The organism is Streptomyces sp. DH12, from assembly GCF_020873895.1.
Lineage (GTDB): Bacteria > Actinomycetota > Actinomycetes > Streptomycetales > Streptomycetaceae > Streptomyces.
In genome coordinates, this window is record NZ_JAHWGT010000028.1 from 54,170 (window position 1) to 75,828 (window position 21,659).

General features: G+C 75.2%; 20 protein-coding genes. 8 read left to right on the forward strand and 12 right to left on the reverse strand.

Annotated features, from left to right (window positions below; translation table 11 throughout):
• Positions 1–12 precede the first annotated feature (12 nt).
• The 3 genes from LPA54_RS23680 to LPA54_RS23690 form a co-directional block, all read right to left on the reverse strand.
• Positions 13–1,047 (reverse strand): 2-dehydropantoate 2-reductase, encoded by a 1,035-nt coding sequence (locus LPA54_RS23680; RefSeq protein WP_228981127.1) that lies wholly within the window; start codon positions 1,045–1,047, stop codon positions 13–15.
• Positions 1,048–1,378: 331 nt separating this feature from the next.
• Positions 1,379–2,893, reverse strand: a complete 1,515-nt coding sequence (hpnR, locus tag LPA54_RS23685) for a hopanoid C-3 methylase HpnR (protein WP_228981129.1) — start codon at positions 2,891–2,893, stop codon at positions 1,379–1,381.
• Positions 2,894–2,955: 62 nt separating this feature from the next.
• Entirely contained in the window at positions 2,956–3,279 is a 324-nt protein-coding gene (locus LPA54_RS23690) for a CU044_2847 family protein (RefSeq protein ID WP_228981130.1), read from the reverse strand.
• Between the two features lie 234 nt (positions 3,280–3,513).
• Here LPA54_RS23690 and LPA54_RS42440 point away from each other — a divergent pair, with 234 nt between their 5' ends.
• Positions 3,514–4,449 (forward strand): CAP domain-containing protein, encoded by a 936-nt coding sequence (locus tag LPA54_RS42440; protein WP_308112891.1) that lies wholly within the window; start codon positions 3,514–3,516, stop codon positions 4,447–4,449.
• A 62-nt stretch (positions 4,450–4,511) separates the two neighbouring features.
• On the opposite strand, the gene LPA54_RS23700 is transcribed toward LPA54_RS42440, so the two are convergent.
• Positions 4,512–6,098 (reverse strand): sigma-70 family RNA polymerase sigma factor, encoded by a 1,587-nt coding sequence (locus tag LPA54_RS23700; RefSeq protein ID WP_228981134.1) that lies wholly within the window; start codon positions 6,096–6,098, stop codon positions 4,512–4,514.
• A gap of 223 nt (positions 6,099–6,321) precedes the next feature.
• Here LPA54_RS23700 and LPA54_RS23705 point away from each other — a divergent pair, with 223 nt between their 5' ends.
• A complete protein-coding gene (locus tag LPA54_RS23705; protein ID WP_228981136.1) occupies positions 6,322–6,993 on the forward strand; it encodes an SGNH/GDSL hydrolase family protein in 672 nt (223 codons plus the stop codon).
• On the opposite strand, the gene LPA54_RS23710 is transcribed toward LPA54_RS23705, so the two are convergent.
• Positions 6,959–7,723: a peptidoglycan recognition protein gene (locus LPA54_RS23710; RefSeq protein ID WP_228981138.1), complete on the reverse strand. Its 765-nt coding sequence runs from the start codon at positions 7,721–7,723 to the stop codon at positions 6,959–6,961. The genes LPA54_RS23705 and LPA54_RS23710 overlap by 35 nt on opposite strands.
• A 220-nt stretch (positions 7,724–7,943) precedes the next feature.
• On the opposite strand from LPA54_RS23710, the gene LPA54_RS23715 reads away from it, so the two are divergent.
• On the forward strand, positions 7,944–9,395 hold the full coding sequence (locus tag LPA54_RS23715; protein ID WP_228981140.1) for a WGR domain-containing protein: 1,452 nt from the start codon (positions 7,944–7,946) through the stop codon (positions 9,393–9,395).
• Positions 9,392–9,886, forward strand: a complete 495-nt coding sequence (locus LPA54_RS23720; protein ID WP_228981142.1) for a hypothetical protein — start codon at positions 9,392–9,394, stop codon at positions 9,884–9,886. Before LPA54_RS23715 ends, LPA54_RS23720 begins: the two co-directional genes overlap by 4 nt.
• Positions 9,887–10,114: 228 nt before the next feature.
• Here LPA54_RS23720 and LPA54_RS23725 read toward each other — a convergent pair whose 3' ends face one another.
• Positions 10,115–10,537, reverse strand: a complete 423-nt coding sequence (locus tag LPA54_RS23725; RefSeq protein WP_228981197.1) for a DUF350 domain-containing protein — start codon at positions 10,535–10,537, stop codon at positions 10,115–10,117.
• Between the two features lie 279 nt (positions 10,538–10,816).
• Here LPA54_RS23725 and LPA54_RS23730 point away from each other — a divergent pair, with 279 nt between their 5' ends.
• Both LPA54_RS23730 and LPA54_RS23735 read left to right on the forward strand, forming a co-directional pair.
• Positions 10,817–11,482, forward strand: a complete 666-nt coding sequence (locus LPA54_RS23730; protein WP_228981144.1) for an NADPH-dependent FMN reductase — start codon at positions 10,817–10,819, stop codon at positions 11,480–11,482.
• A 193-nt stretch (positions 11,483–11,675) separates the two neighbouring features.
• Positions 11,676–13,484 (forward strand): thiamine pyrophosphate-requiring protein, encoded by a 1,809-nt coding sequence (locus LPA54_RS23735; RefSeq protein ID WP_228981146.1) that lies wholly within the window; start codon positions 11,676–11,678, stop codon positions 13,482–13,484.
• A gap of 93 nt (positions 13,485–13,577) precedes the next feature.
• Here the strand turns inward: LPA54_RS23735 and LPA54_RS23740 are convergent, their stop codons facing one another.
• A complete protein-coding gene (locus LPA54_RS23740; protein WP_228981148.1) occupies positions 13,578–14,285 on the reverse strand; it encodes a TetR/AcrR family transcriptional regulator in 708 nt (235 codons plus the stop codon).
• Between the two features lie 138 nt (positions 14,286–14,423).
• On the opposite strand from LPA54_RS23740, the gene LPA54_RS23745 reads away from it, so the two are divergent.
• Both LPA54_RS23745 and LPA54_RS23750 read left to right on the forward strand, forming a co-directional pair.
• Positions 14,424–15,632: a cytochrome P450 gene (locus LPA54_RS23745; RefSeq protein ID WP_228981149.1), complete on the forward strand. Its 1,209-nt coding sequence runs from the start codon at positions 14,424–14,426 to the stop codon at positions 15,630–15,632.
• A 3-nt stretch (positions 15,633–15,635) separates the two neighbouring features.
• Positions 15,636–15,854: a ferredoxin gene (locus tag LPA54_RS23750; RefSeq protein ID WP_228981150.1), complete on the forward strand. Its 219-nt coding sequence runs from the start codon at positions 15,636–15,638 to the stop codon at positions 15,852–15,854.
• Positions 15,855–15,998: 144 nt separating this feature from the next.
• Here the strand turns inward: LPA54_RS23750 and LPA54_RS23755 are convergent, their stop codons facing one another.
• From LPA54_RS23755 to LPA54_RS23775, 5 genes are all read right to left on the reverse strand, one after another.
• The gene (locus LPA54_RS23755) at positions 15,999–16,439 is read right to left on the reverse strand and encodes a thioesterase family protein (RefSeq protein WP_228981151.1); all 441 of its coding nucleotides are present in this window, start codon (positions 16,437–16,439) and stop codon (positions 15,999–16,001) included.
• A 98-nt stretch (positions 16,440–16,537) separates the two neighbouring features.
• Entirely contained in the window at positions 16,538–17,866 is a 1,329-nt protein-coding gene (locus LPA54_RS23760; RefSeq protein WP_228981152.1) for an MFS transporter, read from the reverse strand.
• 48 nt (positions 17,867–17,914) lie between these two features.
• Positions 17,915–19,117 (reverse strand): acyl-CoA dehydrogenase family protein, encoded by a 1,203-nt coding sequence (locus LPA54_RS23765; RefSeq protein WP_228981154.1) that lies wholly within the window; start codon positions 19,115–19,117, stop codon positions 17,915–17,917.
• 179 nt (positions 19,118–19,296) lie between these two features.
• Positions 19,297–20,280, reverse strand: coding sequence for a 3-oxoacyl-ACP synthase III family protein (locus tag LPA54_RS23770; protein ID WP_228981157.1), 984 nt, complete (start codon positions 20,278–20,280; stop codon positions 19,297–19,299).
• 25 nt (positions 20,281–20,305) lie between these two features.
• Positions 20,306–21,643: an aminotransferase gene (locus LPA54_RS23775; RefSeq protein ID WP_228981158.1), complete on the reverse strand. Its 1,338-nt coding sequence runs from the start codon at positions 21,641–21,643 to the stop codon at positions 20,306–20,308.
• Positions 21,644–21,659 lie beyond the last annotated feature (16 nt).

Below are 21,659 nucleotides of genomic sequence, written 5' to 3' on the forward strand. Positions count from 1 at the left end.
GGAAAACCGCCCTCAGGCCCGCCGTGCCGCAGCCGTCGACTCGGCGTACAGCTCCGCCCCGGTCCACCGGCGTGACCGACCGGCGGCGGCCCCCGCCTCCGCCTCCCGCACCAGTTCGGCGATGCGGGTGTTCACCGGCGCACCGAGCCCGTGGCGGGCCGCGAGGGCGACGACCTCCCCCTGCAACGCGTCGATCTCCGTACGCCGGCCGCGCTCCAGGTCCTCCCACATCGACGACCTGGCGTGGGCGTCCACCCGCAGCGACGCCGCCGCGACACGGCGGAACAGACCGTCCGGCAACCGCAGCAGACGGGGCGTCGCCGAGGCCGGTACGGGACCCAGCCGCGCCGGCGCCACGCCCTCCGCCCGGAACGCCGCGAGCGCCTCCTCCTGGCACAGGGCCAGGCAGAGGCGGTACGCGCGCGTGCCCAACTGCTCGCGCAACGGCAGCCCGGACAGGGCGTTCACGGCGTTGTTCAGGTTCATCAGCAGCTTGGCGTGCTGGACCCGCGGCATGTCGCCGCGCGGTTCGACCGCCAGGCCGGCCCGCCGCAGCGCCGCCACCAGCGGCCGCGCGGCCGGGACGTCGTCGACCATCAGGGCGCCCGCCGTGCCCTGGTGGAAGGAGGCGGGCCCGGTGCGCACCACGTTGTACGGCACCATGCCGGCCAGTACGACCGTGCCCGCCGGGAGGTGGGCCCGCAGCTCCGCGGGGTTGCGCAACCCGTTCTGGAAGCTCACCACCACCGTGCCGGCGCCCAGGTGCGGGCCCATCGCCCGGGCGGCCTCGCGCGTCGCGCCCGACTTGACCGTGACCAGGACGTAGTCGGCGCCCGCCACGGCCGCCGGGTCGTCGCGGACACGCAGGCGCGCCGGAGCGACGCGCGCGTCCGGGCGGCCGCCGCCCGTCAGGAGGAGGCCCCGCTCGCGTACGGCGGCCATCGCGGACGGCCGCCCCACGAGGGTCACGCCGCAGCCGGCGGCGAGCGCCCCGCCCAGGTGGCAGCCGATGCTGCCCGCGCCGAACACGGCGATGTCCAGTGCCATGCGCACAGTGTGGACGCCGATCCCGCGCCCGTCGAGGCGGTTCGGCGGTCACGCCGGACCGGCGGGGCGCGCGGTACACCCCGGGGAGGCGCCGACCGCGCCGGGCCGGAGGCGGCCACCGGGGCGGGATGGGAGCCACCGACCGCACCGGGCCGGGAGGTGCCCACCGGGGCGGGGCCAAAGGCGCCCGACCGCACCGGACCCCGGGAGGTGCCCACCGGGCGGGACCGGACGCGTACCGGGACGCGCCGCGTGGCCGGGCCCGACGAGACGCGCCGCGTGGCCGGGCCCGACGGGACGCGCCGCGTGGCCGGGCCCGACGGGACGCGGGTCAGGCGCCGTCCGCCTCCGGGGCGGCGGTCCGCCGGGTGGCCGGCGTCGCGGGGCGCGTGTGGATGAACAGCTCCTGCCGGCCGGGGGGAGCCGCCCGGTGCTGGGGGAGCGGCAACTCGTACCGCACCGGCCTGCGGTGGTCCGCCAGCTGCCGGTCGACGTTGTACACCCGGCCGAACTCCCACAGCATCCGCGCGAAGTTGGTCTGCCCGCGCAGCAGGTTCCGGCCGAGCACGCCCAGGGCGCCGAAGGCGTTGCGCAGGCCCAGGTGCTTGCGGTTCAGCACGGCCTGGGTGCGCACCAGCTCCCGGTAGAACTCCTCCAGCGGCAGCTTCGTCGGCACCACGGCGTGCTGGATGTCGAACAGCCGGTAGTCCCGCGTGGTCAGCTGGCGGGCCTCGGTGTGCCAGATCTCGGTGCCCGGGTAGGGCGTCATGACCGTGAGGTGCACGATCTCCGGCACCGACAGCGCGAACTCGCGCACCAGCCGGAAGCGCTCCGCGTCCCACCCCGGATCCACGATGAGGTTGATCGCCACCATGATGCCCATGCGCCGGGCCACCTCCAGGGCCCGGAAGTTGTCGTCCGGGCTGACCCTCTTGCGGTACAGGTCCAGGCCCTCGGCGTCGATGGCCTCCATGCCGAGGAACATGTACCGCAGCCCCAGACGCGTCCAGCGCTCGAAGACCTCCTGGTTGCGCAGCAGGACGTCGCTGCGCGTCTCCAGGTAGTACTGCTTGCGGATGCGGCGCCGCTCCAGGGCGGCGGCGATGCCGTGGCCGTGCTCGGGGCGGATGAACGCCACGTCGTCGACGATGAAGACGTTCGGCTCGCGGATCGACGCCATCTCCGCGGCCGCCGCCTCGGGCGACGCCTTGCGGTAGCTGCGCCCGTAGAACGTCCACGCCGAGCAGAACGAGCAGTCCCAGGGGCAGCCGCGGGTGAACTCGATCGAGGCGCACGGGTCCAGCTCGCCGATGAAGTACCGGTTGCGCCGGCGCATCAGGTCACGCGCCGGAAGCGGGTGGTCCAGGCTCTCCAGCAGCCGCGGCGCGGGACCGCGCCCCTCCGCCGACACGACCCCCGGGACGGTGCCCAGGCCGCCGTCCCGCGCCGCCTGAAGCAGCGGCGGCGCCGCGGTCTCCCCCTCGCCGCGCACGATCGCGTCCACGGCGCCCTCGGCCTGCCGCAGCACGTGCTCGGCGATGAACGAGACGCTGTGCCCGCCGAAGAACACGAAGCACCCGGGGGACGCCTCCTTGGCGCGTCGGGCGATGTCGATGGCCTCCGGGATGTTGGCCAGGTAGTTGAGGGAGATCCCCAGCGCCTCCGGTGCGAACGAGCGCAGCTCCGCGTCGAGCACGGACGGCGGCAGCACCTGAAGGTCCACCACGCGGACGTCGTGGCCGGCGTCGCGGACCGCGGCCGCCACCCGTTCCAGCCCCAGGGGTTCGAGTCGTAGGAAGATCTCCGAGTACATCAGGGCACTCGGGTGGACCAGGAGCACGCGCATGTGAGTCTCCCGCCGGATGGCGACGAAGCTTTTCTTCTCTGACGTTTCCGTGCCGGACGCGGTCAGCCGCGCCGCCAGACCAGGCGCACGGCGAAGTTCACCCCCACGGTGCCCTTCGCGACGACCACCCCCGTCTCGCCGCCCACCTTCAGGCCGAACTCCACCTCCGCCTCGTCGGGACCCATCTCGCGCAGCGTCCGCGACACGCTCGACAGGGTGGGCCGTAGCTGCTCCAGGGCCTCCTGGAACGACACCCGGGCCCGGGCGGTCAGACCCTCGCCGGGGACTCCCTCGGTGGTGTCCACCGGAACCAGGTCGGCGTCGGTCTCGAAGACGGCGGTACCGCCGCTGCCGTCGTCCACATCGATCGTGATCAGCTGCGCCACGGATCCACCCTCACCCGGGGGCGCCGCCCCCGCACGCCGGGACCACCCGCAGGTGCCACGCCGGCGTACCGCTTGGCCGTTTTCCACCGCTCCGCGCGCGGCGGCGGTTTCCCCGGCGGGCCGTCACGGAAGGCTGTCCCCACGGAAGTGTCACGGACGGCGCTGCGCCCGATCTCCCGAGCACCGGACCGAACCGGCAGCCCGCTGCCACGAGACGGAGAGAGCGGAGTACCCGTGCGGCACCACCAAGACCCCACCGACCAGACCGGCCGCCCGTCCGGCGAACGCCGACCGCGTCACCACCGGGCGAGGACCACCGCGGCGCCCCCGGACCGGCGCCTCGCTCCCGCCGCCCGGCGCCGCGCCGGACGGCGCTGGACCTACCAGGGCGTCGGCACCATAGTCGCCGGCGCCGTGGCGGTCGCCGCCGTCGCGGCGGGCACCCTCGTCCTGGACGGCACGGGAGGGGCGGGCGGCTCCCTCGCCACCCGTACCGCCGTCCCCGGCCCGACCGCTCGCGACCACCACACGGCCGACCACCACACGGCCGAGCGCCGCACCGACGGCCCCGCGCCGCGGTCCTCCGCGCCGGGCGCCGCGCCGGACACCTCCCCGCCGGCCATCCCGCCGGCCGGACCCGCCGATCCCGCGCCCGCCGATCCCGCTGCTAGCCGGACGCCCGGCCCGCCCGGGGGCGCCCTGGGCGAGCGGCGAGCGGCCCTCCCCGCGGCCGAGGCCACGCACCCGGCGCGCGCCCCCCGGGCGGGCACCGCCTGGGGGACGGCGGCCCGTCAGGTACGCCGCGTCGTCGCCCTCACCAACGCCGAACGCGCCAAGGCCGGGTGCCCGGCGCTGCGCGTGGACCGGCGCCTCCAGAAGGCCGCGCAGAAGCACGCGGACGACATGGCGGCCCGCGACTACTACCAGCACGAAAGCCCCGAGGGGCGGGACGCCGGTGACCGTATCCGGGCCGCCGGCTACCGCTGGCACACCTGGGGGGAGAACATCCACCGCGGTCCCCGGGACCCCGTCAGGGCGGTGCGGGACTGGATGAAGAGCCCCGCCCACCGCGAGAACATCCTCAACTGCGCGTTCCGGGACGTCGGCATCGGCGTGAACCTCCGCTCCAACGGCCCCTGGTGGGTGCAGGGCTTCGCCGTCGCCAAGTAGGCCGGCGGCGCACGGGGGAGCCGCGCACGCTCCCCTCGGCGCCGGGGCGGGGCACCGGCGGATCAGGCGGGGCCGGCCAGGACCTGCACCCACACGGTGCCCTGCGGCCCGGGCACGGCGGCCACGCCCGTGTCCCGGTACCGGCAGCCGAGCATGTTCTCCTCGTGCATCGAGCCGTCCATCCAGTCGTCCACCACCACCGCGGGGTCGCGGGGACCCCGGTGCAGGTTCTCGGCCCAGGCGCCCGCGCCGTACCCCTCGTCGGCGATCCGCGCGTCCGCGTTCCGGCCCTCCGGGTCGGCGTGCGCGAAGTAGCCCCGGTCGACCATGTCCCGCGCGTGGGCCCGCGCCGCGGCGGTCAGCCGGGGATCCGGCCGCAGCGGCGCGCAACCGGCCCGGGCGCGGCGGGCGTTGACCAGGTCCGTCAGCCGCTGCGCGGTGCTCGGCCGGGCGGGTCGGGTACGGCTCGCCGGCGGGCCGGGTGCGGGCGTGCTCGGGCCGGGGGAGGCGGTCGGCGAAGGGCGGCGCGGCGGGGAGGGGGAGGGCGCGGGCACCTTCGGCGCGGTGGTCCCCGCCGTGGGCGAGGCGGTCGTCGGCGCGGCCGGGGCCGGGGGCCCGCCCGTCGAGGGCCACAGCGCGGCCAGCAGCGCCCCGCCCACGGCGAGGCCCCCCACCGCGGCGGGCAGACGCCACCGCACCGCTCCGCCGACCGGGCCACCGCCCGCGGCACCGGCTGCGGGGCCACCGCCCGCGGGGGCAGCGGCACCCGGGGCACCGGCTGCGACGGCGCCTGCTCCCGGGGAGCCCGCCCCGCCCGCGGCGGCGCCCGCGGACGAGACCGCGTCGGACACGGGCACCGCCCCCGTACCGGAGCCCCACGGGTACCCCGACAGGGGGGCGACCAGGGCGAGACCGGCCAGCAGTCCTTCGGCCGGGACGAGACCGGACCGGTGTCCCCCGCAGGCGCGGCAGCCCCGGGCGTGCCGTGCCACGCGCTTGCGCCACACCGGTGCCGGACGGCCGTCCCAGTCCGCCGTGAGCCGTGCGAGCCCCCGGCACCGAGGCTCCGCGGCCAGGGCCCGCACCACCACCCGGCCGGTCTCCAGCCGGGTCCGCATCCGCTGCACCCGCACCGCCGCGTGCCGTACGGGCACGCCCAGCGCCTCGGCCAGCTCGGCGCGCGTGAGCTGCCCGGCGGCCTCCTGCCACCACAGGGCCAGCAGGTCCCGGTCGCCCTCGTCGAGCCACCGGGTGGCCTCGGCGACCTCCCTGCGCTGCCCCGAGAGGCCCAGCCGCAGGATCGTCAGGTCCACGAAGTCGCCCGCCGGGTCCGGCCGCTCGGCGAGGCGGTCCACCGACGCGACGGGCGCCTGCCGGCCCTCGTTCCAGCGCCGCCGCACCTGGTTCATCGCGATGGCGACCAGCCAGGAGCGGAAGCGGGACGGCTCGCGCAGTCCGGCCAGGCCGGTCAGCGCCCGGTACATGGTGTCCTGCACCACGTCGTCGACGTCCGGGTGCCCGTCCAGGGCCCGCCCGACGACGTTGTAGACCAGCGGCAGGTGGTCCGCGACGAGGCGCTCCCGCGCGCGGCCGTCACCCGGCCGTGCCGCGCTCACCAGCTCCGGTATGTGCTCGCCGTCCGTGTGCATGCCCCGCCTCGCCTGTCGTGTCCCGTCGTCCTGTCCTCGGGGGATCCGGCAGCGGGCCCGCGACAACAGAAAACAGCCGGACACTACGCACCCGGCGCGCCGGCGCGAAACTTCCGGAGGGGCGCGCCCCCGCCCCGGGTCTTGCCCACCGCACGGCGCGGAAATAGGTTCCGGGTGAAACCATCCACGTCAGGGCCCCAGGCCCCCGGCTCCCGGAGTCCGCATGCCCCTGCACGTCCCCGCCGGCTCGCACATCCTCTTCCAGGGCGACTCCGTCACGGACTGCGGCCGCGACCGGAGCGCGGGCGCGGACGTCAACGCCGCCCTCGGCCACGGCTACGTCCACCTGGTCGCGGCCCGCGCCACCGCGCGGGCGCCCGGCCACCGCTGGCGCTTCTCCAACCGCGGTGCCGCCGGCGACAAGATCGCGGAGCTGGCCGCCCGGTGGCAGGCCGACACCCTCGACCCGGCGCCCGACCTGCTGTCGGTCCTCGTCGGCGTGAACGACGCCTGGCGCGTCGTCGACGGCGAGTGCGGCGACATCGACGCGGACGGCTTCCACGCGGCGTACGACGCGCTCCTGACCCGGACCCGCCAGGCCCTGCCGGACGCGCGGATCGTCCTGTGCGAGCCGTTCTCCCTGCCCGGCGGCCCCGACTCCGACTTCGACGAGGCACTCGCCGCGCAGGTGCTGCTCCGTCAGAAGGCGGTCGCCGAACTGGCCGCCGCGCACCGCGCGGAGCACGTGCGCCTCCAGCCGGTGTTCGACGAGGCCGCGCGGCGCGCCCCGGCCGTCCACTGGCTGTACGACGGGGTGCATCCCACGCCCGCCGGCCACCAGCTGCTCGCCGACGCGTGGATCAGCGCCGTTGCAGCCGGGCCACCCGCGCGCTGAGGTCGGGCAGCCGCGCGTACAGGGCCGCTCCCGGGCAGCCCGTCGGGTATCCGTCCGTGTGGCCCCCGACGACCGGCAGCGCGGCCTTCGTGCCCTCCGGGAAGCGGGACTCGTCGCTCGTGGAGACCAGGCGGACCGTGCCGCGCGGGTCGGGGCCCGCGGGGTCGAGCTTCCAGGCGACGAGCCGGGCGATGGCGTCGAGCATCGGCTCGGGCACGGGCGTGCCCTCAGGGAACGTACCGATGGCGGCGATGCCGACCGTGCCCTCGTTGAAGCCCTTGGTGTGGGCGCCGATGACCGCCCGGTCGACCCCGCCCGCGCGGCCCTCGTAGATGGTGCCGCAGGCGTCGACGAGGAAGTTGTAGCCGATGTCGTCCCAGTGCCTGCCGTGGGCGTGCCCCGCGTACAGGCCGCGCAGCGTCCCCGGCACGCTCACGCAGTCGTAGTCGTTGGGCGTGCTCGTGTGGTGGATGACGGCGGCCCGCACCGCCGGGGCGTACCGGGCGGCGGGGGCGGTCGACACGCTCTCCGCGTGCCAGGCCGTGCGCGGCACGATCGCCGGCCGCGGCGGCCGGTGGTGGGCGCCGCGCGGTGCTCCGGTGCCGGCGGGGCGCGCCGTGGTGTGGGTGGGCCCCGCGGTCCGGCCGATGACGACGCTCCCGGTCACGAGCACGGCGAGGACGGTCAGTGACGCCGTGACCCGGGCCCGGCGCGTACGCGGCAGACGCATGCTCCACGCCTCCTCCGCCCGGCCGCTCCCCGCCGTGGACTCGTCCTCGTCGACGGACGCACCGGCGACGACACCATCGTCGCCGCCGTCCGGCCCGGGCGCCCGCCGGAGTGCTCCGTCCGGGACGCGGCCGGGGCGATGTCAGTGGCGGGTCCTACCGTTTCGGGCAGTGGGACCCCGTGGGAAAGGCCGGGGGGTCCGTCCTGGGGAGGGGTCTGCCATGTCCGCTGTGTCCACGGCGTCGACGACGTACCTGGAGCTGTCGCAGGACGGCGGTGGCGCGCACAAGTTCTACGAGGTCACCGTCGACGGACTGGTGGTGACGGTGCGGTACGGGAGGATCGGCGCGGCCGGCCAGGTGCAGACGTCGACGTTCCCCACGGCGGAGAAGGCGAGGGCCGCCGCGGCGAGGAAGGTCGGCGAGAAGGTCCGCAAGGGATACGAGCCGGCCGTGCCGGGCGGTCGCGCCCCCCGCTCGGTGACCCGCCGCCAGGTCGCCTCGACCCCCTCCACCGCGCGGGCCGTCGCACCGGTGCTGTGGCGGTTCCGCACGGGCTCGGCCGCGTTCGGCATCCACGTCGACGACGACCGCTGCTGGGTGGGCAACCAGGCCGGGGACGTCTACACCCTCGACCACGACGGGGGCGTCCTCGCCCGCTTCACCCTCCCCGACGGCGTCAAGTGCCTGGTGGCCGACGACTTCTGGATCTACGCCGGCTGCGACGACGGCCGGGTGTACGACCTGTCGTCGAAGCTGCCGTTCGCGGCGTACGACATCGCGGCCGACGTCGACATCTTCTGGCTGGACATCCACGAGGGCGTCCTCAACGTCTCCGACCGGAACGGCCGGCTCACCGTCATCGACCACGAGGACGAGCACCAGTGGGCGCGCGGCGGCCGTGGCGAGCACGCCTGGATGGTCCGCGCCGACGACCGCGCCGTCTACCACGGCCACCACCGCGGCGTCACCGCCTACGCCCCCGACGGCGGCGGCGAACTGTGGCACACGGCCACCCGCGGCGGCGTCCTGTTCGGCTGGCAGGAGGACACGGCGGTGTACGCGGGGACGGCGAACCGCGTGGTGCAGCGCCTGGCGAAGGACGACGGGCGGATCGAGGCCACGTACGTCTGCGACAGCGCGGTGTACTCGTGCGCCACCTCGCCCGGCGGGCGCTTCGTCTTCGCCGGTGACGGCTCGTCGTCCGTGTACTGCTTCGACCGGGACGGTACGCGCCTGTGGAAGCTGGGCACCGGGGGCGGCTCCGCCCTGTCCATGCAGTACCGCGACGAGCGGCTGTACCTGGTGACGACGGACGGCTCGCTGGTGTGCGTGGACGCCGGCGAGGCGGCCGTCGCGGCGGCGCAGCAGGGCACGGTGCCGGTCGCGCGGGACGTCAAGCTCGCGGCCGCCCTGCCGACGTACGCCCCGGCGACCGCCGCGGCCTCGGTGGTGTCCGTGGCGCAGGCCCCGGCGGGCTCGGTCGTCGTGGAGTGCGTCCGCAGCGGCGGGAGGGTCCGCGTGCACGTGGTGTCGGAGGGGTACGAGCCGTCGTGGAACGTCCAGTTCCCCCGGGCCATACGCGAGCCCGGCGCGCGGTACGTGGTGGACGCGCTGCACGCGGCGTCCGGCGGCTTCTACCGGGTGCGGGGTGACATCAGGAGGCTGCGGTGAGCGACGCGGGAGGTACGGGTTTCGAGGCGGCCACGGGCGACGGGCCGCCGCCGCCGGACCCGGCGCGGGACCCGGACGCGGCGCGGCGGCGCGCCACCGAGGTGCGCGTGGCGTTCGAGGGGCTGCTCCAGATACGGAGGCTGACGCACACCGGCGGCGGCGACCCGCACGCGGTGCCGGCCGACTGGGAGCGCGGCCGGCCGGTACGGGCGGTCGCCCTGGCCCTGGAGGCCGCCGGTACGGCGCCCTCGGCGCTCGACGCCGACGGGGCGCGCGCCGCGACCGGCTACCGGGTGGCGCCGGGGGAGCGGCCCGGTCAGGTCCGGGTCGAGTGGGTGGGCCCGCCGGGCGGTGGCGCCGCCCGGGAGGAGGAGGGCGCGCTGACCGCGTGCGCGCGGACGCTGGAGCGGCTGGGCTGGGAGGCGCTGCTCTACCGGGGGCCGCGGGGGCGCCGCCACTTGGAGGTGGAGCCCGCCGCCCCCGGCGGGTGACGCCCCGCCGGTACGAGCGCGTCCTCCCCGCTCCGGGCCCCTGCAGGCCCTGCGCCCGCCCGCCCGCCTGCGCCCGCCCGCCCCTGCGGACTCGGCCGTGCCCGCTCGGCCGCCCGTGCCCGCTCGTCCGTCCAGGTCGGCCGCCGCTCTCCCGCACCGGGCGCGGCAGCGGTGCGACCGGGCGGGAGGTTCGGAGGGAGGGCGGGGCCGCCGGGGCGGGCCCGGCGGTCAGGCGATGGACGCCGACACGATGGCGGACACCGCGATGTTGCAGGACGCCGTCACCCACACCGCCGGGTGCGGCTCCGGCTCGACCAGGAGCGCGCCCAGCCGCCCCGGCGTGATCGCGTCCACGACCACGAACGCCACCGCCATCATCACCAGGCCCAACAGTCCGAAGACGGCGGTCGACACGAGGCCCTTCCCGAAGTCGTCGTACGTCGTCCAGATGGAGGTGAAGACGATGCCGCCGACACCGAGCAGCGCGGAGCTGAGGAGCAGGGAGCCGTTGCGGTTGCGCTGCTCCCAGACGAGCCGGCGGAGGTTGCCGGGCGTCAGGACGTCGACGAGGAGTATGCCGAGGATCAGCAGGACCAGGCCGAGGCCGCCGTAGGCGGAGGCCCGGCCGAGTCCGTTGACGATGTCGATCATGGTGAGCCGGCTCCCCGTGGCAGAAGTGATCATGGGTGATCGTGGTCAAGGCGACGCAAAATGTAGCGCACGCACGCCGGGAGCCGGTCGGCCCGGGGGGACGGGGCCGTGACCCGTATGGCTCCGCCGCCCGGCGCACCGCGCCCGATACCGCGCACAGTGGTACGGCGGGGCGCGGCACCACCGCGGCCGCGCCCCGCGCCACCCCGGTCACCGGGGCGCGCCCGGCCGCCTCCCCGCGGACGGCCCGCCCCGTGCCCCGCCCGAAAGGCAAGGACCATGAGCACCGCCACCCGCCGCCCGCTGTCGTTCCTCGTCCTGACCGGCTCGCGCCGCGCCGACTCGTTCAACACCAGGCTCGCCGAGTCGGCCGTCACCACCGTCCGGGCCAACGAGGCCGCGGCCGTGCTCGCCTCGGTCAAGGACTTCGAGGTGCCCGACTACGACGCCGACATCGAGGCGGTCCACGGTGTCCCGCCCGGCGCCGAGCGCTTCCGGGAGCGGCTGCTGGAGGTGGACGCGCTGATCGTCGCCTCACCCGAGTACAACGCCTCAGTGCCCGGCGTGCTGAAGAACCTGATCGACTGGACGTCGCGGTTCCGCCCGCAGCCGTTCAACGAACTGCAGGCGCTGCTGCTGTCCGCGTCCCCGTCCATGGCCGGCGGCAACCGCGGGCTGTGGGCCCTGCGCGTCCCCCTGGAGCACCTCGGGGCCCGCGTCTACCCGGACATGTTCTCCCTAGCGGCCGCCCACACCCAGCTCGACGGCGACGGGCGCATCGCGGACGCGACGCTCCAGGAGCGGTTCGAGGCGAACATCGTCAACTTCATGAACCTCGTGGAGGCGGCCACGCACTACCCCTGTGTGAAGAAGGCGTGGGTGGAGTACCTCGGCGAACGACCGGACCCGGCCTTGGACCGCACCCAGACTCAGACGCAGCACTAGGAACCGGGACGGGGGACCACCCCGGACGGGGGACCGTTCCGGAGGAGGTACCGGCCCCGGACGGGGGACCGGAACGCCACGACGGCGCGGCGGCGAAGCGCCATCGTGGGTGGCGCGTGCGGGCGCGCCGGTTTGCCCCGGGCCACGGCGGTGACCCGGACGGGACGACTGACCGCGTGGGTGAGGAGAAGCGATGACCTCGGTGGCCGACTTCGTACTGGAACGCGTCCGCGGCTGGGGCGTCGAGCGCGTGTACGGGTATCCGGGAGACGGCATCAGCGGCCTCCTCGGGGCCTTCGACCGCGCCGAGGGGGGCCCGGAGTTCATCCAGGCGCGGCACGAGGAGGCCGCGGCGTTCATGGCCTGCGGGCACGCGAAGTTCACCTCCGAGGTGGGCTGCTGCATCGCCACGTCAGGGCCGGGAGCGGTCCACCTCCTCAACGGCCTGTACGACGCCAAGCTGGACCACCAGCCGGTCGTCGCGATCGTCGGCCAGCAGAAGCGGATCAGTCTGGGTTCCTCGTACCAGCAGGAGATCGCCCTGGAGCAGCTCTTCGCGGACGTCTCCGAGTACTGCCAGATGATCGTCCACCCCGGGCAGGCGCGGCACGTCGTGGACCGGGCCTTCAAGACCGCCCTGACGACCCGCTCGGTGGCGACCGTCATCATCCCCGGCGACGTCCAGGAGGAGGAGGCCCAGCCCTCCCCGCCCAAGGAGCACGGCTCCGTCTTCTCCAGCATCGGCTGGAGCCGGCCGCGCGTGCTGCCCGACGAGGACGAGCTGCGCAGGGCCGCCGACGTCCTCAACGAGGGCTCCAAGGTCGCGATGGTCATCGGCCAGGGCGCCGCCGGGGCGCAGGCCGAGGTCAGGGAGGCCGCCGAACTCCTCGGCGCGGGCGTCGCCAAGGCCCTGCTGGGCCGCGAGGTGCTCCCCGACGACCTGCCCTACGTCACCGGCCCGATCGGCCTGCTGGGGAGCAAGGCCAGCGACGACATGATCCGCGGCTGCGACACGCTCCTGATGGTCGGCACGTCCTTCCCGTACGCGGAGTGGCTCCCGGAGGAGGGGCAGGCACGCGGTGTGGAGATCGACATCGACGGCCGGATGATCGGCATCCGCTACCCCGTGGAGGCCCACCTCGTGGGCGACGCGGCGGAGACGCTGAGGGCGCTGATCCCGCTGCTCCGCCGGAAGAAGGACCGCAAGTGGCGCAAGGGGATCGAGAAGAGCGTCCAGGAGTGGCAGCGCGTCTGCGACCTGAGGGCCGCGCAGTCCTTCGACGGCAAGGTCAATCCGCAGGCCGTCATCGCGGAACTCTCCCCGCGGCTGCCCGACCGGTGCGTCCTGACGGCCGACTCCGGCTCCGCCACCAACTGGTGGGCGCGCCACCTGAAGCTCCGCGAGGGCATGCAGGCCTCGCTGTCCGGCACCCTCGCGACGATGGGACCCGCCACGCCGTACGCCATCGCCGCCCGTTTCGCCCACCCCGACCGGCCCGTGATCGCGATCATCGGGGACGGCGCGTTCCAGATGAACGGCATGAACGAGATGATCACCGTGAAGCGGTACGCGGACCGGCTCGCGGGCGGACCGCCCCTGGTCTTCTGCGTGTTCGACAACCAGGACCTCAACCAGGTCACCTGGGAGCAGCGCGCCCTCGCCGGCGATCCGAAGTTCCCCGGCTCCCAGGACCTCCCCGACGTGCCGTACGCCCGGTACGCCGAACTGCTCGGCCTCAAGGGCGTCTACTGCGACGATCCGGCGGAGGTCGGGAGCGCCTGGGACGAGGCCCTGAGCAGCGACCGGCCCGTGGTCCTGGAGTTCCGCGTCGACGCGGACATCGCGCCGATCCCGCCGCACGTCCCGTTCGAGCAGGGCAAGAAGACGGCGAAGGCGACCCTGCGCGACCCCGACGGGCCCGCCCTCGTCACCCGCGGCGTCCGCCAGAAGCTCGCCTCGCTCACCGGGCGCCTCGGCGGCGGCCGCGGCGGCTCCGCCTGACGCGGCGCCGGAACCCACCGCCCCGCGGGTCGCGTCCGGCGGCGCGCGTCCCGCGGGCGTCGCCGGACGGCGCCCCGCGAGGGGCGGGCCGGGTCAACGCGACGACGACGGGTGCGGGTCGGGGCTCCGGTCGCGGAGGCGGGCCTCGAGGCCGTCCAGGATGGCCTCCACGCCGAACGCGAACTTCTCCCGCGACAGCTCCGCCGGGTCGGCCCCCCGGTGCGCCTCCAGCCGGGCGCGCAGCCGCGGGTACTGCGAGGCGATCCCCGTCGCCCACTCCATGACGCTCTGCACGGGCCCGCTCTCCCCCTTGCCGCGCGGGACCTGCGCCGTGGTGGCGGCCGTGTCGATGGCGTCGACGAGCGCGGTCCCGGTGGCGAAGGTGAAGACGGCGTTGGCCGCCCAGTCCAGCTCCCAGCCTTGGAAGCCGGCCGACTCGTAGATGGCGTAGGTGTGGTCATGGAAGCGGGCCATGCCGGGCCCGTACACCAGGTGCGTGCTGACGGCCGAAAGCAGCCAGGGGTGGCGGCGGGTCAGTTCCAGCGTGTCGTACACGAGCGTGCGGGCGGCGGCGCGCCAGCCGGCCTCGGCGGGGTCGGGCAGGTCCAGCTCGCCCCACACCCTGTCGGCGGCGAGCACCACGAGGTTCTCCTTGCTGCCCACGTGCCAGTACACGGCGGTGGCGGCCGAACCCAGCCGGGCCCCCAGGCGCCGCATGCTCAGACCGTCGACGCCGTCGGCGTCCAGCAGCTCGACGGCGGCGCGCACGATCTGGTCACGGGTCAGGGTCTCTCGCGGCATGCGGCGAGCCTAACGGCTGCCGACACTCGGCTCAATCCACCACTTGCACGCCGTGCAACTCCTCTTCTACGGTGGTCCGACCGGCACTTGAACACCGTGCAAGTGCCGGGTGCGTCCACATCCACGACAGGAGACCCCATGCCGCACGACACGTCCGTCACGGCGTCGGCCTCGCTCGCCGCCCGCCCCGCGAGGTGCCCGTTCTCGCCGCCCGAGGCGTTAGGCCGGATCCGCGACGAGCGCCCGCTCGCCCGGATGCGCTACCCCGACGGGCACGAGGGCTGGATCGCCACCGGCCACGCCGCCGTCCGGGCCGTCCTCGGCGACCCCCGCTTCAGCGCCCGCTACGAGCTGATGCACTACCCCCTGCCGGACGGCCCCACCGGTGACCTGCCCCCCGCCACCCCCGGGGACATGACCGGCATGGACGCCCCCGAGCACACCCGCTACCGGCGCCTGCTCATGGGGAAGTTCACCGTCCGCCGGATGGCGCTGCTCACCACGCGCGTCGAGGAGATCACCGCCGAGCACCTGGACGCCATGGAGCGCGGCGGCCGCACGGCGGACCTGGTCCAGGCGTACGCCCAGCCCGTACCGGCACACGTCATCTGCGAGCTGCTGGGCGTGCCGTTCGCCGACCGCGACGTCTTCCACCGCCACACCGTCACCCTGATGAGCATGGACGCCACCTCGGAGCAGCGGGCCGCCGCCGGGACGGACCTCCACGAGTACATGCGGACCCTGGTGGAGGCGAAGCGCGCGGCGCCCACCGACGACCTGCTCAGCGACCTCACCGCCGGCGACCTCGGGGAGGAGGAGCTGATCGGCATCGGGGGACTGCTGCTCGCCGCGGGCCTCGACACGACGGCCAACATGATCGCCCACGGCACCTTCGCGCTGCTGCGGCACCCGGAGCAACTCGCCGCGCTCCGCGCCGACCCCGGCCTCGCCGACCAGGCGGTCGAGGAGCTGATGCGCTTCCTGACCGTCGCCCACACCACCCTGCGGGTCGCCCTGGAGGACGTCGAGCTGGGCGGCGAGGTCATCCGCGCCGGCGAGACCGTCACCCTCTCCCTCGAGGCCGCCAACCGAGACCCCGAGCGGTTCCCCGACCCCGACGCGCTCGACCTGCGCCGCAGGGCCATCGGCCACCTCGGCTTCGGCCACGGCGTCCACCAGTGCCTGGGCCAGCAACTGGCCCGCGTCGAGATGCGCGTCGCCCTGCCCGCCCTCGTCCACCGCTTCCCGGACCTGCGCCTCGCCGTCGACCCGGCGGAGGTGCCGCTGCGCACCGACATGAACATCTACGGCGTGCACCGGCTGCCCGTCGCCTGGGGAGGGGAGTAGCCGATGGCGCTCCACGCCGACCGGGAACGCTGCCAGGGCGCCGGCATGTGCGCGCTGACCGCCCCGGACCTCTTCGACCAGGACCCGGAGGACGGCCGCGTCGTCCTCCGGCGCCCCGCGCCGGCGTACGAGGCGGGCCCGACCGGGGCGAGAGCCCGCGAGGCCGCCGCCCTCTGCCCGGCAGGCGCCCTCACGTACCCCTCGGCCCGGCCCGGGGGCTGAGCTGCCGGAGCCGACCCGGGCCGTCCCAGGCCGCCCACCACCACCGGGGTCCCGCCCTGCCGCACCGGGCCGACCCCCGTCGTGGGCTGACGGAGGCCGACCACGCGGCTCTCGCGGCCCGGCCGCGACGGTCGGGCCGACCGCTCACGCGCTGCGGTCGGCCGTCCCGAGGCGGGGGGCGAGCTTCGCGGTGAAGCGGGCGCGGTCGATGACCGCCCGGGTGTGCCGGCCGCTGAGGACGGTGGCGGCCGGGTCGCGGGCCTCGACGTCGAAGACGAGCTTGCGGCCCTCCACCGCGGTCAGGGTCGCCGAGACGGTGACCTCCTCGCCGACGGGGGTCGGGGCGAGGTGGGCGGAGTCGTGCGCCAGCCCCACCGTCATGTCCTGGTCGGTGACGGCCGGGTCGATCACCTTCATCGCGGCGATCTCGCTCAGCCACAGCAGGACGGGCGTGGCGAGGACGGGCAGGTCGTTGCCCCAGTTCGTGGCCGCGTCCTTGTCGCCGACCCGGTGGACGACCTCGGCGCTCCTGCCGATCAGGGAGGCCAGGTCGGGGGCGGCGGTCCGTGCGGGCGTGCTGGTCATGGCTGTTCCCTCACTGTCGTGGCGGTGTCGTGGTGGTGCCGTGGTGCGGAGCGGGTGGTGGAGCGGTCGTGCGGGCACGGCGCGGGGGTGACGGGTCGTCACGCCCGCGCGGGCTCGTCGTCGGTGGCCGGGCGGGTGTACAGGGTCATGGGGATCGCCACCGCGCAGACGACGCAGCCGGCGAGCACCAGCACCGGGCGGGGGCCGAAGTGGCTGCCGATGACGCCGGCGAGGGCGGAGCCCACGGGCAGGCAGCCGAAGGCGATCAGCCGGTACGCCGACGTGACCCGGCCGAGGAGGTGCTGCGGGACGGTGCGCTGCCGGTACGACACGGTGACGACGTTGATCAGGATGAGCAGGCCGGTGCAGCCCAGCCCCACGCCCAGCACCGCCACCGTGGGGCGCAGCCCCGGCAGGAGGAAGCCGGCGGCCATCCCCGCGAGCCCCAGCGCCATGCTGGCGCGCGCCCCCAGGCGGCCGATGGCGGTGGCGGACAGCAGCCCGACGACGAGGCCGCTGACCCCGGCGACCATCAGCAGCGAACCGTACGAGGCGCTGCTCAGCCCCAACGGGCCCGGCGGGAGGGCCAGTACGGGCAGCGCGGCGTAGACCGCGGCCCAGGCGAGGTTGAGGGCGCCCACGCCCAGGGCGTAGACGAACAGGGTGCGGTTGCGGACGAGGAAGCTCAGCCCGGTGCGGATGTCGGCGATGATGCCGGGCCGTCCGGCCGCGGAGCCACCCGGGCGGTCCGCGGCACCCGGGCCGCCCGCGGCGCCCGCCGTACCAGGGCCGTCCGTGGCCGCGTCGGCGCTCGGAACGGTCTTCCGGGAGGCGGGCAGGGCCAGGAGCGCCAGGACGGTGGCGAGGTAGAGCAGGGCGGTGGCGCCGAAGGCGAGGCCGGCGGACAGGCCGAGCAGGATGCCGCCCAGCGGCGGGCCGGCCATCTGGTTGGTGGTGATCTCGGCCGCCTGGAGACGGGAGTTGGCCCGTTCCAGCTGGTGCGGCGCGACCAGTCCCGGGGTGGTCGTGTGGAACGCCGTGTCGAAGATCGTCTCCCCGATGCCGAGGAGGAACGCGGCCGTGGCGAGTACCGCGATGTCGGCCCGGCCGAGCGCGAGCAACGCCGCCGTGGTGCCGAGGACGACGACGCGCCCGCTGTTGACGATCCGCATGAGCCGGCGCTCGTCGCACCGGTCGACGAGGAGGCCGGAGAAGAGCGCGAACACCAGCCACGGGGCCCGCGACATCGCCGCGACCAGGGCCACCCCGCCCGCGCCGCCGCCGAGGTGGACGGCGGTGACGGGCAGGGCGACCTGGTAGATGCCGTCGGCGAGGTTCGAGCCCGCGCACGCGTGCCAGAGCCAGACGAAGGGGCGTCCGAGGGCGGTGGGCGGCCGGGTGTCGGACGCCGCGGGGGTTGCGGTCATCAGGTCCTCGTTCGGTTCCGTTGCGCGGGTCACATGGGTGAACCGCCGTCAGCCCGTGTGGTGCGCCAACATCTGGTTGAGGATGTTCTTGCGCTGCATCTCGGTGGTCCCCCCGGCGATAAGGGTGCCCAGGGCGTCCTGGACGATGCGGGTCAACGGGCCCCGCTCGTACCCCATGTGGCCGTGCAGGCGCATCAGGTTCTGCGCTGCCTCCACCAGGCCCTCGGACCCGGTCAGCTTCGCCACCGAACAGCGCAGGGACGCCTGCGGGTCGCCGGCCACCAGCGCCTCGATCCCGGCCACCGCCGTCGCCCGCGCGACCTCGATGGTGATGCGGATGTCGGTGAGGCGGCCCTGGACGTACTGGTGCTCCAGGATCGGCGTGCCGAACGCCTCACGCCGGCGCGTGAAGGTGATCACCTTGTCGAGCTGCGGTTCCAGGAAGGCCGCGGCGACGAGACCGTACAGGGCGCGGTCGAAGCTGATGATGTCGTACAGCGTGCGCAGCCCCTCGCCGGGCGCGCCCAGCACGGCGCCCTCCGGCAGGGCCACCTCCTCCAGGTGGATGGCGCCCGTGGGGCTGGTGCGCAGCCCGAAGAGCTCCTCGGCGGGGCCGCGCCGTACGCCGGGGCTGTGCAGGTTGACGAGGAACAGCGTGATGTCGCGGCGGCCGAGCTCGGGCACGCGGCCGAGGATGAGCGCCCGGTCGGCGACGGGCGCGTTGGTGATGTGGTCCTTCAGCCCGGTCAGGGTCCAGCCCTCGGGGGTGCGTACGGCGGTGGTGCGGGTGCGGGCCACGTCGGACCCGCCGTGCGGCTCGGTGAGTGCGGTGGCGCCGACGGCGCCCTTCATGAGGGACGGCAGGACCGTGCGGTGGTGGTACTCGCCGCCGTGCTCGACCAGGGCGCGCACGAGTCCGGCGTGGGCGATGAGGGAGAGCACGAAGCCGAGGTCGTCGCCCTCGCGGGCGATGTCGGCGATGCGCTCGGCGAGGTCCCGCCACGTGCCCCCGGCGCCGCCGAGGTGCTCGGGCACGCCGACGCGCCACAGGCCGTGGTCGGCCAGGCGCTGCCAGGACAGGCGGTCGAGGATCTCGGCCCGGTAGGCGCCGTCGGCGCGGGGGGCGACGTGCGTGCGGGCGAACTCCGCGAAGGTCGGGTCGTGCGGGAGGCTCCCCCGTCCGCCGCGCGGCTCCTCAAGGCGGGGGAGCGGGCCGGCGGGCTCGGACGAGGTGATGACGGGTGCGGTCACGTGAGGGTTCTCCTGGCTCTGAACGGGGTGCTGACGGGGGGCGGACGGGGTGTTCGAGGGGTGCGGGTGACGGACGGGGTGCCGCAGACGGGGGCCGGGCGATGCGCCGGGCGCGGTGGTGGCCGTACGGGTCGGCTCGCGGGCCGGCTCGGGGCGGCCGGGGCGGCTCGGGCGGGTGGTCAGTACCAGCGCAGGACCAGCGCGCCCGCCGTCATGCCGCCGCCCACCGCGGCCAGGACGACGACGTCACCGCGCCGGAGCCGGCCCGCGGCGTGCGCCTCGGCCAGGGTGATGGGCACGGAGGCGGCGGCGGTGTTGCCGTAGCGTTCGACGGTCGTCGGGATCCGGTCCAGCGGGATGCCGGAGCGTGCGGCGCACTCCTCGATGAGGCGGGCGTTGGCCTGGTGGGTGACGAGGACGTCCACGTCGCCGACGTCGAGGCCGGCGGCGGTGAGGGCACCCTTGACGACACGGGGGACGGCCTGGGTCGCGAAGTTCCACACCCGGCGCCCGTCCATGTGGAAGTAGTGCCGCCGCTCCCGCACCGTGCGGGCGTCCGCGGGCTCGGTGGCGCCGCCCGCCGGGACGCCGACCACGTCCAGCTGGGTGCTGTCGGCGATCAGGTCGCAGCCGAGGACGCCGTAGCCGTCGGGGACGTGCCCGAGGACGGCGGCGCCCGCGCCGTCACCGAAGAAGACGCAGGTGCCGCGGTCCTCGTAGTCGAGGATCCGGCTGTACGTCTCACAGCCGACCACCATGACGCGGCGGTGCTGAGGGAAGCTCCCCATCAGCCCGGCCGCGGTGGCCGCGGCGTACACGAAACCGCTGCACACCGCGCCGACGTCGAAGGCCGGCACCTGGGTCAGCCCCAGCTTGGCGTGGATGTGGCAGGCGGTCGACGGCTGGATCCGGTCGGGCGAACTGGTGGCGACCACCAGCGCGTCGACCTGGTCCGCCGTCAGCCCGCCGTTGCGGAGGGCGGCCGCCGCCGCCAGGTGCCCCAGGTCGGAGGTCGTCTGGTCCGGGGCGGCGCGGCGCCGCTGCCGGATGCCGGTGCGGGAGGTCACCCAGGCGTCGGTGGTGTCCACCGTCCGGGCGAGGTCGTCGTTGGTGACGACCTGGTCGGGCAGGTACGAGCCGGTGGCGAGGATGCCGATGGCCATCGGTCTGCTCCTTGGGATCAGGGGATCAGGCTGCCTGCCGACGGCGGGAGGCGAGCACGTCGTCGTAGGCGGCGGTGAAGCGTTCCAGCACCTCGTCGACCTGGCCGGCCGTGATGATCAGAGGCGGCGCGAAGACGACGGTGTCGCCCATGGCCCGCAGCAGCAGGCCGCGCTGCTTCGCCGCCTCCAGGACCTCCCGGCCCAGCGCGCCGGGCTCCGCGCCGGCCTGCTCCGGGTCGAACTGCACCCCGCCGAGCAGGCCGTAGTGGCGTACGTCGCGGACCAGTTCGGCCCCGCGGAACTTCTCCAGCCCCCGCGCCAGGTGGGGGGCCACCTCGCGCACGTGGCCGGGGACGTCCCGCTCGCGCACGATGGCCAGCGTCTCGCGGGCCACGGCGGCGGCCACCGGGTGGCCCGAGTAGGTGAACCCGTGCCCGAAGGTGCCGATCTGCCGGCTCCCCTCGGCCAGGGCCTCGCTGACCCGCTCGCCCACCAGGGTCGCCGAGATGGGCAGGTAGGAGGAGGACAGGCCCTTGGCGGTGGTGATGATGTCGGGACGCAGGCCCATGGCCGTGGTGGCGAACATCTCCCCGGTGCGGCCGTAGCCGGTGATGACCTCGTCGGCGATGAACAGGATGCCGTGGCGGTCGAGGACCTCCTGGATCCGGGCGAAGTACCCGGCCGGGGGGATGATCAGCCCGCCGGCGCCGAGGACCGGCTCGGAGATGAAGGCGGCGACCGTCTCGGGCCCGGCCTCCAGGACGAGGTTCTCGAAGTCCCGGACGAGCCAGTCGACCTGCTCTTTTTCGCTCAGCCCGCGCGAGGCCGGGTGCAGCGGGTCGGGGCAGTGCGCCGAGAGGAAGTCGTCGCCCGCCAGCCCGAAGCCGTGGTGGATGTGGGGCAGGCCGGTGGCCGACCCGGCCGCGAGGGTGGTGCCGTGGTACCCGCAGTGGTGCGAAATGATCTTGCGGCGTTCCGGGCGGCCCTGGGCCCAGTGGTAGTAGCGGGCGAACTTGATGGCGCTGTCGTTGGCGTCGGAGCCGGAGTTGCCGAAGAAGACGCGGCCCATCGGTATGGGGGCGATCTCCGCGACGTCGGCGGCCAGGGCGAGCGCGACGTCGTTGGTGCGGTGGTTGAACGAGCCGTAGAACGGCAGCCGGCTCATCTGCTCCGTCGCCGCCCGCACCAGGCGGGGTTCGCTGTAGCCGAGGGTCACGCTCCACAGGCCGGCGACACCGTCGACGTACCAGCGGCCCTCGGCGTCGCGCACCTCGATCCCGGAGCCTTCGGTGATCACGTGCGGGGGTGTGTCGAGGTAGAGGGGGGTGTGCGGTTCGAGCATTCGGGTGGGTGCAGTGGACATGGTGGCTTCTCCCGTG